We start from the raw sequence: 13,219 nt of genomic DNA, 5'->3' as shown, positions 1-13,219 counted from the left end.
TAAGTCCCTTTTTATTCAAACGCGTGGCGTATTGCGTGAAGAATTAAAAAAGCATCTTCGTATGAAGCGTATGTTCCGGAGTGCCAGAAACCACCAGACGCCGAGTCGCGGGAACATTCAAGGAGCGGTTTCAATTCGGGAGTGTCCAGCTGAAATTGAAGATCGCGCGATACCCGGCCACTGGGAAGGTGATTTGATCGTCGGTTCGCTGAACAGCGCGATCGCAACAATTGTTGAGCGACATTCTCGATTTACGCTGTTATGCAAGGTAAAGAACAAAGGCGCACTCGCCGTGATAGAGGCTCTTGCCGGACAGATACACAAACTACCCCGAGCGTTATCGAAGAGTCTTACCTGGGACCGCGGTCAGGAACTGTCTGCGCATAAGGCGTTCTCGCTTGCCACTGATATGGCGGTCTACTTCTGTGACCCCAGCAGCCCCTGGCAGCGCGGCACGAACGAGAATACTAACGGACTGCTGCGTCAGTATTTCCCGAAAGCCACATGTTTTTCGGGCTTCTCGCAGAAGGAGTTAGACAAGATTGCGGAAAAGCTGAACACGAGACCCAGAAAAACCTTGAAGTTCAAAACCCCGGCACAGGTTCTTCAAGCCGCGTTGCAGTGACCGGTTGAATCCGCCACGACGCTGTTCGCTGTTTTTGAACGGCCCTCGAAATTTGGACATTCCTTGGGGTAAGGATGAGCAAATATACGGATAAACTGAAGTTGGTCGCAGCAATCGATTATCGTTAAGCGCCAACTAGATATAAAGTAAGTCGCTTTTCTTCTTTGTTGACTGAGATATGTGAGATTTAAAATGATTTAGGCATATGCTCTGGAGCCGCATGCTATCTCAGCGTGGCGACCGCACATGCTTTTTTAAACTACACATTGATCAACGCATATCAAGGAAGTGCATGTCTCTTTCAAATAACACGCTATTGTCTCGCCGTCGAGCGCTTGCAACGTTAATGTCGGGCACTGTCGTGCTGGCAACGGGCAGGGCGTTTGCCACGGATGATATGGCCGACATGGCGATGCATGGAGCGCCATTTCCTGATCTCGGTCCTTTGCCGCCGCGCCCCCAAACCTTGAGAAAGGTCACGCTTGCATGGAATGAAAATGCTATCTGCACCGCAGCCGTTCCAGTGGCGATAAAACAGGAGATCTTTACCCGCTATGGTTTGTCTGTCGATTTTGTCAATTTCTCGGGATCGACGGATCAATTGCTGGAAGCCATCGCTACCGGCAAGGCGGACGGGGCGGTCGGCATGGCGTTGCGCTGGCTTAAGCCGCTGGATCAAGGATTCGACGTCAAATTGGTTGCAGGTTTACATGGGGGCTGCATGCGCCTACTGTCGAATTCGACGGGTGGTGTGAAATCGTTGCCCGATTTAAAAGGCAAAGCAATTGGCACCTCGGATCTAGCCAGTCCAGACAAGGCTTTTTTTTCGATACTATTGAAACAAGCAGGCCTTAATCCAGATTCCGATGTGACATGGCGTGCGTTTCCCGGCGACCTTCTGCCCATCGCATTGCAACGGGGCGAAGTTGCGGCGATATGCGGTGGCGATCCACTCGCCTGGGAGTTCCGCAAACAGCATGACTTGCATCAGATAGCAACCAACATGGATGGTGCATATGCGCATCGGACGTGCTGCGTCATAGGGGTTCGCGGTCAGCTACTGCGCAAAGAGCCTTATATCGCAAACGCGCTGGTTCGGAGTATCTTGGAAGGCGGGAGGGTGGTTGGCGAACATCCCGCCGTTGCTGCGGCGGTTTTCTCACGATACGCGCCGAAGGTTCCAGTGGAGGACTTGACTGCCATGCTGAAAGAGCACGCACATCATGATCAGCAAATCGGTACTGTATTTCAAGAACAAATCGCCGCTTACGCACAAGATTTGAAAACCATCGGCGTCTTTTCCGACGGCTTGAATGCACAGAAATTTGCGCAACGTGTCACGTCCGATCCATTCCGCGCGGCGTGAGTGGAGGTACGGGGGTATCTTGCAGCCTCAAAAGTTGAAGGACATGACGTCATATCAGCTTGTCATCGATCATGCGGGATAAAGCGCGCGACGGGTATTTCAGATCATCGTAAATTACTGTCGTGAATATTCCCGGTTGGAAATGTCGTTATATCTCGATGGTGCTAGGGTTTCATCTATTGTTTTCATTTTATTTTCATATCAAAATACTGACGATTTCTTTCAATAGCAGTGAATCCGTCGTAAGAAACGAAGACTGTTTGGAGAGCATTCGTGATTTACCAATGCAGTTCCTGCAATAGAACGTCGTTCGAGACGTCGTGTCCTTGATGTGCATCTATTCCGGCAGGGCCGGTCAACCAGCCGTCACCAAAGCGACACCAAGTCCCATTGGCCCTTTTTTTTCCCGGAATTTCAATATCAAACCAAAGGATTCTTCAAGGATCTATTCGGGAAAAAGCGGGAGCAGACCCAACTCAATGAATTGCTGAATGACGTCTTGGAGAAGTACGCGCAACTTAAAAAGACCTTACTTTCCAAATTCCTTTCACACAGTGAGGGAGCAAGCGAACGAGCCAGATGCTATCGTGATTCCCGGTGCACAAAAGGATGGCACGTATTCAAATCGCGAGCTATTTCGTGCCGTGCTAATCCGCAAGGGATTTACTGAACTAGAAGAGTTACCGCTGCTTTTCGACAAACAGCTTTTGTCGACAGGGTTCAACGCCGCATACCTCGGTTTCTCTAGCGAGATCTCCCAACATATTCTCGCCTCAATGAAGGATAGTCTCACGTCTTGGATTGGCGAAGGGGGTAAAGTCTTCCGTGACGATCTCAGTCTCTTTTTGTACTTTTTATGGGACAACGATATCGCATTCGATGATGTGACGTTTTCAGAGCAAGCCGCCGTGACAGTCGGCACGCCGCTTGTGCCATGGCATCTTATCCAGGAATGGCTTCGCATGTGTGAGCAGTTGCATTTGGACATCCTTGTCGAGCGAATGACCAGCAAGCTGGAGCACTTCGATCCAAGCCGTTTTGTCACGATGTATCAAGTCGATGCAATGACAGGGTGGGATTTTGAGCGATTCTTGGCTGACATCTTTCAAACCGCTGGGTATGACGTTGAGGGAACGAAGCGAAGCGGTTATCAAGGGGCCGATCTCTTTGTCAGCCGCTCTGGTAAGAAAATCGTCATTCAGGTGAAGCATTATTCCGGAAGCGTTGGCAATGCCGCCGTTCAGGAAGCAATCTCTGCGAAAAGCTTCTATGGGTGCGATGAGGCAATGGTTGTCACTAATTCTTATTTCACGACATCAGCCCTCGAGCTGGCCGATGTCGCGTTGGTACGTCTGGTCAGTCGGCGTGAATTGCGAGATTATCTTGACGATTACAACCAGCGCATCATCGAGCAGTTTCGGTTGGAAGTGCCGGAACCGGATCGTATCGATGGTGTGACAGTAGAGATCCGGTAAATCATTTAGCTCGTCTCGTACCCCTCGCCAGTTAATACGACACACGTCATATGCTGGCGCCAGACCCGTTTGCCGACGTTTCCTGTGCAAGCAGATAGTTCATGAGTTCGGCGTTCGTCACGAAGCTGGCCGCGGAGGTGGCGGCGAGCACATCGTCGGGCAATTGGGGTGTTGCAATCCCAAAGCCCTGAACATAATCCACGCCCAGCTCCTGTAAAGCGCGCAAGGTCTCGAAATCCTCGACCCATTCCGCAATGCTGCGCATGCCAAGGTTTCGTGCAAGGGTAACGATTGCTTCGACGATTGCGACGTCGGCGGGATGCTTACACATCGTACGTACGAATTCACCGTCGATCTTCAGCGCATCGGCCGAGAGCATTTTCAAATAACGCAATGATGTCTGCCCCGCGCCGAAATCATCGATTGCGATCTTCGCACCGATGTCATGCACGCGTGAGATAAAGCGTTCAGTGTGCTCAAGATCATGGAGCGCCACGCTTTCCGTGATTTCGAGACAGAGAAAATGCACCACGTCTTCGTGCCGGGAGAACAACTCGAACAGAGAATCCAGAAACTGTTCGTCGTTCAGCGAGCCGGCGCTCAAGTTGACACAAACGAAATTGGTATTGGTCAGCAAGGTGTGATGCTTACTGAGCCATGCCAACGTCGTCGACAGCACCCAGCGATCAATCGCGACAATATTTCCCGAGTCCTCGGCGGCGGCGATGAGTCTGGTCGCCGTGGTCACGGAGCCGTCCGGCGCACGCATACGCAATAGCACTTCGAAATCCAACGCTTGTGTGGGCGCGCGCATTGACATGATTGGCTGCATGACGAGGAACAGGCTCTCGGGCAATCGTGTTTGCCCCAGGGCCTCGATCAAGGTCAATTCCGCAGCACGTTCCTCGAATGCCGAGGATCCTTTACGCAAGGCGACCACACGTGCATTGCCGCCACGCTTCGCCGCACGGCAGGCGCGATCCGCGTAGGCTAGCGCATCCAGTACCCGATCGCCTTGGGTGCATTCAACAACGCCGATCGACCCTCGCACCTGAAAGGCTCGAGTGGCTACCTGGAACGGCATGGAATTCAGGGTGACGACGATATCGCGGCAACGCGCGATGGCGTCGTCAACGGTAATGTTGGCTAACACGCAGACAAACTCATCACCGCCGATGCGACCAATTGGCACGTCCGCGCCAAAACGTTCACCCAGGTGTGCACCCACCAGCCGCAATATTTCGTCGCCTGTGCTGTGGCCAAACAGGTCGTTAAACACCTTGAAACGGTCTAAGTCGAGATAAGCAAGTGCCCAGGAGGCGCCTTTCGCACATTGCTCCTCTATCGCGCGCTCTATGCCTGGGCGATTCAGAAGCCCGGTCAGCGAATCATGTTCGGCAAGGAAATGCAACCTTTCGACGGCTTTTGCGCGTTCGGTGACATCCTCGAGCGCCCCTTCGATAAAGTCGTTTGCGCGAATGGCGCGTAGGGAATAGCGCCGTGCACCCGTTTTCGTGCCGGGCAAACCATCAATTTCGATTGCAGACGAATCATGCCGCGTAAGAAGGTCAGAAAGTGCTTCTTCTGCGCCGGGTGCAAAATAATCCGCCCATTTGCATGATGCATATTGCTGTAGCGGCAAGCCCAGCATCGCATGCGCGGCAGGATTGGCCCGCACGAAATAGCCCGTGCGGCTCAGCGTGAAAAGCCCGATCGGGGTCACATCGTAGGTGTTACGCAATGCGACCTGCATTTGCCGTCGCCGTTCTCGGTCTCCCCGCATACGTTCGGCAATGGCGAAGGCGCACAGCATGCTGGATGATAGGGCTGTGACCACGGGGCTATGCGCACCGGATAGCGCTTTCCAACCAAATGCTGCCGCGAAAACTTCCGATAAAATAGCCACCAGCACCACGACCATTGAAGCGACGTACCAAAGTACTGTGCGCGAGCGCACCTTGATGAGCAACTGCACGAGGAAGTAGGTCAACACCGCGACGCAGAAGCTGGCACTCGCCCATAAAACCGGAATGAAATGCTGGTAATCAAGGGTGAACGCCGCAAGCATCAACAAACAGCCGCCATAGCGCACCGCCTGCAGGCTCCAGTGCGTTCCAATGCTCTTAAGTTCCCGACGAAAAAGCTCGACAAAAAGCGTTGTGGTCAGTAGATAGTAGGCAGCGAAGGTGAATTCACGCAAGAACGCGATATGATCGGGAGGAATGGCGCGGCCCATCCATTCCGTATCAAAACCAATCGCATTCGCGCTTAATCTCAGATTGCCGATGAGCCATGCGGCAAAGATAACGTAAGTCCATTCGCGATTGATAATGGCCGTGACAAAAACGAATATCGCGAGCGTAAGCAAACCGCCCGTGATCAGGGAGGCGCTTTGCTGATAGTCGAGGTTCGTTTCCGTCAACTGGGCAGCACTCAACGCCAACGCACTGATATACGCCGGCCCTGAAAAGGTGCCACGGCATAGAATTTGCTCATTTGGCGCCAAGTTGATCAATCTTAACGAGAATCCCGCTTTGCTCGAACGCATCTCGCCACTGGTGTTGTATCGATTTCCTGCGCCCAGTAGAGGGAAGCCGGGTGTGGTCAGCCAGCACGAAATCGTCTGTGCGTGACGCGACGGCAGCTCGATGAACGGTACGCCCCTGCCAGTCACGACGGGTATCGTCAGCAAGAACCAGAATGGCGTTTCAGCGAGATGGGTGCCATAGCGGCGCGCTGGTGGCGCACGGTCCAAACGCTGCAGGGCCTGAGTGGGTGTCAGGCTTGCGTCAGCATCGGCCACCACGGGAAAACTTAGCGTAATTGGGCCCGACGTATCAAATTGACGCGGTAGGCAGAGAATGACAAGAATGCTGCCAAACGCAATCACGAATGGTGCGACAAAGATTGAGAATCGGTGGACTGCCCAACCCGTCAGCCTGTCTCGAAACGCCCATTTGAAGCGGATCATTTGCTGAAGATTCCAAACAAATTCATTCTCGAATCCATAACAATTTTCTTTTTGCCAGCGATGAAAAGGGAAGGGCCCCAGTTCGCCGCTGGCGTATTGTCCGCCCGAATGGATCGGAGCGGACAATTTGCTTTATGCAGCGTTCAAGGACAGATCGTCTTCAGGGGTACCGTCAGGCAATGTATCGCAGTTGCTAGTCTCTCCTATATCGGCTTGTAATGCCGCAACAGTGACGTCGATATCAACGTGCTCCGTCTCAAAAAAGAACCCGAAGAAGGGATGATTCACTTGCGCCCATCGTTGGCGAACCGTCGCGACCGGCTTCGCCATGACCCTGTGCGGCATACCTCCCACATGAGTCATCGGCAGGAATGCGTTACTGCCGTAGACATCACTGAATAGCATTGCCTCGTATTCTCGATCAAGCGGCGCGCGTGCCGTAATCAACATCCAGTCAATGTTGTTTTCTACGCAATACTTGTAATAAGCCTTGCACAGAGCGACCTTGACCATCCGCCCAATTGCACCTCGGGCGACGCCGAGCCGTGTTGCCTCGGCGAGACGCGCATTACCCAACCAGTCGGGTAACTGGACCGACTGCTCGACAGCGAGTGGGCCAAACAGATTCGTTTGAATCCGCATGGTACCCAACGGGCCACCGTCCAGCCGCGACTGCGCAAGCAGTACGACGGTGTCTGGATGAGCATCCAGGGCTTCGACTGTCATCGTCTCCGCGAATTCTGGCAAGTGCCTTCCGTAGGCGGCGCGGCGCATCAAGACGGCCTGGTCGAGTTCGGCGGCTGTACTTACCACCTTCACTGTAAACGGTAAACGCTCGGCTTTCGTTTCCACCCGCTGGTCCACCAACTTGTCCAATGGGGTGAAACGCATACCTTGCGTCAGGACAACTGAATCAATGCGATTCATAAAACGCTCCTTTAGTAAGTAAAATACAAATGTCATGTCCCGACTCGGTGGAGCCGATCAGGGCGTGACAATCAAGGTTCGCACGAACGCAATTGTCTACAAAGGCGTTATAGGTAAGTTTTGGAAACAGGGCTGAATGCGTCTGATGACAACTGAAAAGGCAGGTATGGCAGGTGTTTGAAGACAAAGATAATGTTGTGAAAGGCATGGTTATCTACGAACTGAATCGACCCGACGGTGGCTGGGATGAGGTTGCCGTTTTAGGATTGCTGCAAGGTACGAGTACTATTGGCGCGATAGTCTTTAGGGCCTCATGGGCGTCGTTTGACTTCGGGTTTTGCTGAAACGCTTCGTTTTTTTGAAATACGAGGAGATGTCGGCCGTCTAAGCCGCCCAATCTACAACCGCTCGGTGACGATGATGACCAAAATAGCTGTTGACGCTGGCACGCAAACGTATTGGCAAGACTCATTTGGAAAGCTTTCGGAGGTGCCACCCGAACTCGGCTGCCTCCCCGGTATCGCCTCCTCAATCCAGTCGCGAGGGGCATTAACGGGATTGAGCAATACGGTATCGCGCGGTGGAGAATCCGGTCTGCTCTGCGGCGCACGCAACGTAACCCGCACGGCAGTGCGGGAGCGAGTAGCACCGGCTCGTCGCGCTTCGACACGAGCGATCAACAGGTCAATCCGTCTCATGTGAAGAGAAAGACGGAGCAATTAGGTCTTCCACGAGGCCACCTTGCTACCGCGGAAGAATTCAAGCCATTGATACGTAAGGGCCAAGCCCTGGAATCGGCGTATTCCACAACCGATGTAGGAGTACAGGCGCAGGAACAAGTGAACGATATCCATAATCACACGATCGGTCCCCGCTACTCGCATACGGAGGTGAAAGACTTTAGTAAGACTCTGGCCGAGAATGCGATTTCACAGATGTCTTTGTTTGATGAAGCTGGCGTGCATCACTTCGTCTGGGAACCCATTCCTACGATTATTGTCGAGGGCAAGTCTGTTCTGATGGGTGCTTGCGGTAACCACGATCATGATCACGGCGTTGATGTACCGGCGAATAACTCGCATGACGCCGCATCACAGCAGGCCGGGTTTCATGGCGGTCCGTCAATCGGCGGTAAAACGTACTACATGCCAGAGTCGTTCCGCAATGGGGCGCCCATGACCGGTGAAGCGTACGACACCATTACGAAACTCGGCAAACAAAGCGATAACACAAGTGTCGATTGGCCGGTCGGCAAGGCGTATAACGCGGTGAAGCGGATGCGACCCGATTTGGCCGAACCGATGCATCCCTCTATCACCGGTATTGTGGTGGGCAACGGAAATTCGGTCCATGCAATACATGCATTGAAGCGAGCGTACCCGGACAGCTTCTACCTCATGGGTGAAGTGACCATGCACAAAAAGTTCGTGGGAAGCAAAACCAAGTTAACCAGGTTGATTTTCGGGAAAAGGCGCCGGTCAACGACGTGTTTCGCTTTGGTGGACATTCTGGCATGCCCATCGTCCTGCATTGCGGTTCGAGTGATGCGGAGAAGTGCATCAAGAGTGGGGAACCGGGACAAGGTGAGCATTGGGACGGCATTGATGCGACCGTGGCAAGGCATCCAAATACGACATTCTTGCACGCCCACTTTGGTGGGCTAGGCAAGTATGTGTCGCCAGAGCCGAACCATGCGAAGAAGTTGCGTCAGATGCTTGAAAAGCATCCGAATTACAAGCTCGATATTTCTTGGGATGTGGTCGCTGAAGCCTATTCATCCAATTCAAAATATGACGTAGGTGACCCTCGGCGCCAGAACGATGGGGCGGAGCGTAAAGCGCGTATCGAGGAAATGGCGATGCTGGTCCGCGATCATCCGGATCGGTTCATCTATGGCAGTGATGCTTTGGTGTCGCGTAATCCGAAGTCGATCTCCGCAACCTATGATTTGTAGGCGAATAAGGGTCAGGCGGCTGGGACATTTGCTAAACGCGGCTTGCTCGATTACGTGCCATAGGAAACGCGTGAGAAAGTTCTTTACAACAATTTTGAGACGTTGATCAAAAAAGCCAGGTCGGACGGCGCGGTCTACGAAGCGGGTCCGATGAAGCGGGATCTAGTGAAATTGCAAGAGGAGATCAACGTTCACGGTCGAACCCCGAATACGTGGCAACCGGCGGATGGGGCTACGACGGAATAGGTAGCCGCCTGCGCGTGGGCACGGTGGTAAAAAAGACGCCACGCAAGAGAGATAGTCGGATGTGACTTCTAATCGTCACAAATCGAAATTGGATGGCATCAGCACCACGTCGCGAATCGTGGTGCCGCGCTTGCGGGTCAACATGAAAAGTATGACATCCGCGACCTCGCTTGTGTCGAGCAAGCTACCCGCCGCTTTGGCTTCTGCAAGTTTTTCTTCAGGCCAATCCGATAAGAGGGCGCTAGCAACAGGGCCCGGTGACACCGATCCGACGCGGATTCCGTGTTTGAAAACTTGTCGCCGTAACGTCTGAACAAAACAGTTGATCGCCCATTTCGACGACGCATACACCGGCTCCCATGGGGTCGGGAAGTGCGCCGCAAGCGAGCTCGTGATAATAATATCCCCTGTTTGACGGGCAATCATGTGTGGCAATACGTCATGCACATTTTTCATGACAACGTTGATGTTCAGGTTCAGCATTCGATCGATCGCACCCGTATCAGCTTCAATAAGATCACCGCCTATGTAGGTGCCCGCGTTGGCATGCAGGATGTCGATATGCCCGACCAGGGCCAGCGCGCGGGGGACGAGTGCCGCGCACGCCTCGGCATCCAGAAGATCGACAACGAGCGGCAACGCATCGGCTCCGAGTTTGCCGCAAAGCGTGGTCAATGCGGTTTCGTCCCGGTCGACCAGTACCACTTTCGCTCCCGCCGCAAGCAATGCTTCCGCGCTCGCCAGGCCAATGCCCGATGCGGCACCGGTGACGACGGCAATTTTGTTCTGCAAGATACCTGCCATTGTGTCCCTCCTGATTAAAGACGTCGGCCTACCGGCCGATCTATCCACGAGATTACCCGATGTGCTGAACGCGCAGCGCCGACCGCGCTTTGGCGGAAACGCAGACGCGACATGCGCTTTCTTCATCGGTGCCTGCGAGAGATATTTGACTGATGTCGCGGTATGTACATTGCCGGCGGATGAGCGGTCTCTCGATATCAAGCTGAATACGTCGCTCCGCCGTCTATATTAAACACCTCACCGCTGACGTAGCCAGCCCGTGGAGAACTGAGAAAAAGAGTGAGATCGGCTATTTCACTCGGTTTTGCGGCGCGATCGAAGGGCATCCCTCTTAGCAAGTCCTGCCACTTTTCCGGGTCACCGGTTTTGTGTTCCGACCGCGCTTTGTAGAGCGTTACCAGTCGATCGGTCTCGGTAGGGCCAGGATTGATGCCGAAAACGCGAACGCCGTGCTGTGATCCATGCGCACCTACGGCGCGGGTAAATGCAATCAATGCCGCATTACCCGCGGCACCACAGATGTAGTCATACCGCGGATTTACTCCGGCCATGCCGATGATATTGACGATCACGCCGCTACCGCGCTTGATCATTGCGGGAAATGCAGCGCGGGTCAGGTTGATATAGCCGAACACTTTCAGATCCCACGCCGTCCGCCACGTTTGTTCGTCAATTTTTTCGAGATCGCCGCCTGGAATGGCACCCGCATTATTCACAAGGATGTCTGCCGTCGACACGAGGTCGGCTAGTTCCGGTGATATTGACGCTGATAGATCGGCGCACAACGTCGAGACGGTCAGGTTATTTTCAGATTTTAACTTCTTGATTGCCAGATCAAGGCTTTTCTCCTGACGGCTGATCAATGTGACGTCGGCCCCGGCTTCCGCGAACGCCTTCCCGCACGCAAACCCAATGCCGCGTGATCCACCGGTGATAACAACGCGCTTTTTCGTCAGTTGCAAGTCCATGTGTCCATGTCTCCATTTCAGGCGAGTATCAGAACGTGATTCTATCGCCGTAGGCAGAAAGTGGAGCAAGCCGATTTATCGCGTATTGCAGGCTTCCCAAAAGGAAAATATGATCCAAAACGCCTCTTACCGACGTAAACCACACGTGATCCTGAAAGACGCCGAGACGTGGCGCCGAGCACTTTTTAAGGTTCGGTGTCACACGGCACGAACAATGCGCATGGTCAATCGATGACGAAACGCAAGAAGAGGAGAAGGCGAATGGGTGACCTGGCCACAGGTGGAACGATGGGATGGCTTCTACGTGGTGGAATTGCGTATGTAGGTACGGCGGTTGTATTTTTGTTGCTGGACGCGGTCTACCTGCGCTGGATTGGCGGTGCTTTATATCGCTCGGCCTTGGGGGACTATCTCGTCGACCCGGTGAGAATGGGGCCGGCGGTGGCGTTTTACGTAATTTATGTGCTGGGTATCGTCTATTTTGCCGTGTTGCCCGGCGTTGCCGTGGCAGATTGGACCATGGCATTGGTAAGAGGCGCTGCATTGGGGTTTCTCGCCTACGCGACCTACGAACTGACAAATCATGCAACACTGGCACGGTGGACGTTGAAGCTGGTGGTGGCCGATATGGTCTGGGGGACAATTGTCACCGCCGCCGGGGCTGTTGCCGGATATGGCGCATTACGGATGCTCCAGCGCTGAATCGTCTTGCCGCGCGCTGCCATTTCTGTTGGGCAGCCCGCCCTGGCAGGAGGGAGGCGAGCGACATGGCGCAATGCGTTCAGGTCGACGCGGGTTGCAGTGTTCTTGCCACTTCCGAGGCGATATGGAACGAATGCAGGCGTGCCGAGTGGTCGAATATTTGTCCGGCGAGCATTAACTCATTGGCACCCGTACGCGCCACGATATCCTGTAGTGCGTTTCGCACCTGCGCAGGGTCGCCCACCGCGGCGCAGCTCAGCGCGCGTTCGACGTTTGCTTTCTCGCTTTCGTGCCACATTCGTTCCATGGTGTCCACCGGCGGTTTCAGGCGACCGGGGTTATTGCGTCGTAACGCAAGAAACTGCTGCTGCGCCGAAGTCATGATGCGGCGCGCCTCGGTTTCAGTATCGGCAGCAAACACATTGACGCCAACCATCGCATAGGGTGCGGCGAGGGTAGGCGATGGTTCGAAGTGGTGTCTGTAGGTGTCCAGTGCCGCATTCAGGAGGTCCGGCGCGAAGTGCGATGCGAAGGCGAAAGGCAGCCCGAGCGCCGCCGCTAGGCGCGCACTGAATAAGCTTGATCCGAGTAACCAGATTGGTACTTCCGTGCCAACGCCCGGTACGGCCAAGACGCGCTGGCCCGGCACGGCCGGTGCGAAATAGTCTCTTAACTCGAGCACGTCTTCCGGGAAGCGTTCGGCGCTATCCTGCAATGTTCGCCGTAGCGCACGTGCGGTGAGTTGGTCGGAGCCGGGTGCTCGGCCCAGGCCCAATTCAATCCGCCCCGGGAACAAGGTCGCCAATGTGCCGAATTGTTCGGCAATAACCAGCGGAGCGTGGTTCGGTAACATGATGCCACCTGATCCCACCGTGATTCGCTTGGTTGCCGCAGCGACTTGTCCGATGAGTATCGACGTGGCGGAACTGGCGATACCTGGCATATTGTGATGTTCGGCCAACCAGTATCGCCGAAATCCCCATTTCTCGGCATGCCGCGCGAGATCCACAGTGCATCGGAATGATTGCGCGGCGCTGCCGCCTTCTACGATTGGCGAGAGATCGAGCAGCGAGAGAGGAACCGGGAACGCGGATGGTGATAGCGCCTCTTCGTCGATGTCAGTCACATCGGAGTGCAACGGCGCTGCGCACGGAACGCGGTCGTCATCCGTGCGTTCAGCA

General features: G+C 54.2%; 11 protein-coding genes. 6 read left to right on the top strand and 5 right to left on the bottom strand.

Annotated features, from left to right (window positions below; genetic code table 11):
- The 3 genes from WM40_RS21790 to WM40_RS21780 form a co-directional block, all read left to right on the top strand.
- Positions 1-625 (top strand): IS30 family transposase (locus WM40_RS21790; protein ID WP_046153971.1); only part of this gene is annotated, 625 nt, incomplete at its 5' end.
- 397 nt (positions 626-1,022) lie between these two features.
- Complete coding sequence (locus tag WM40_RS21785; RefSeq protein ID WP_236693632.1) at positions 1,023-1,991, top strand: ABC transporter substrate-binding protein; 969 nt, start codon at positions 1,023-1,025, stop codon at positions 1,989-1,991.
- A 554-nt stretch (positions 1,992-2,545) separates the two neighbouring features.
- Positions 2,546-3,466, top strand: coding sequence for a restriction endonuclease (locus tag WM40_RS21780; protein WP_236693631.1), 921 nt, complete (start codon positions 2,546-2,548; stop codon positions 3,464-3,466).
- 46 nt (positions 3,467-3,512) lie between these two features.
- On the opposite strand, the gene WM40_RS21775 is transcribed toward WM40_RS21780, so the two are convergent.
- Both WM40_RS21775 and WM40_RS21770 read right to left on the bottom strand, forming a co-directional pair.
- Entirely contained in the window at positions 3,513-6,437 is a 2,925-nt protein-coding gene (locus tag WM40_RS21775) for a putative bifunctional diguanylate cyclase/phosphodiesterase (RefSeq protein ID WP_046153960.1), read from the bottom strand.
- A gap of 132 nt (positions 6,438-6,569) precedes the next feature.
- Positions 6,570-7,364, bottom strand: a complete 795-nt coding sequence (locus tag WM40_RS21770) for an N-acyl amino acid synthase FeeM domain-containing protein (RefSeq protein ID WP_024904643.1) — start codon at positions 7,362-7,364, stop codon at positions 6,570-6,572.
- Positions 7,365-8,203: 839 nt separating this feature from the next.
- Here WM40_RS21770 and WM40_RS31730 point away from each other — a divergent pair.
- A complete protein-coding gene (locus tag WM40_RS31730) occupies positions 8,204-9,028 on the top strand; it encodes a hypothetical protein (protein ID WP_236693635.1) in 825 nt (274 codons plus the stop codon).
- Positions 8,923-9,318 (top strand): amidohydrolase family protein, encoded by a 396-nt coding sequence (locus tag WM40_RS29010; protein WP_236693634.1) that lies wholly within the window; start codon positions 8,923-8,925, stop codon positions 9,316-9,318. The genes WM40_RS31730 and WM40_RS29010 overlap by 106 nt, the downstream gene beginning before the upstream one ends.
- 321 nt (positions 9,319-9,639) lie before the next feature.
- Here the strand turns inward: WM40_RS29010 and WM40_RS21755 are convergent, their stop codons facing one another.
- Together WM40_RS21755 and WM40_RS21750 are read right to left on the bottom strand one after the other, a co-directional pair.
- Positions 9,640-10,368 (bottom strand): SDR family oxidoreductase, encoded by a 729-nt coding sequence (locus tag WM40_RS21755; protein ID WP_024904639.1) that lies wholly within the window; start codon positions 10,366-10,368, stop codon positions 9,640-9,642.
- Between the two features lie 197 nt (positions 10,369-10,565).
- Entirely contained in the window at positions 10,566-11,336 is a 771-nt protein-coding gene (locus WM40_RS21750) for a short-chain dehydrogenase/reductase (RefSeq protein ID WP_024904638.1), read from the bottom strand.
- A 261-nt stretch (positions 11,337-11,597) separates the two neighbouring features.
- Between WM40_RS21750 and WM40_RS21745 the strand changes: the two genes are divergently transcribed.
- Entirely contained in the window at positions 11,598-12,038 is a 441-nt protein-coding gene (locus WM40_RS21745; RefSeq protein WP_024904637.1) for a DUF2177 family protein, read from the top strand.
- 79 nt (positions 12,039-12,117) lie between these two features.
- On the opposite strand, the gene WM40_RS21740 is transcribed toward WM40_RS21745, so the two are convergent.
- On the bottom strand, positions 12,118-13,155 hold the full coding sequence (locus WM40_RS21740; RefSeq protein WP_046153970.1) for an LLM class flavin-dependent oxidoreductase: 1,038 nt from the start codon (positions 13,153-13,155) through the stop codon (positions 12,118-12,120).
- Positions 13,156-13,219: the final 64 nt, after the last annotated feature.

The organism is Robbsia andropogonis (genome assembly GCF_000970345.1).
Lineage (GTDB): Bacteria > Pseudomonadota > Gammaproteobacteria > Burkholderiales > Burkholderiaceae > Robbsia > Robbsia andropogonis.
Note: the sequence above shows the minus strand (reverse complement) of the source record. Positions and strands in the feature narration are given on the sequence as shown.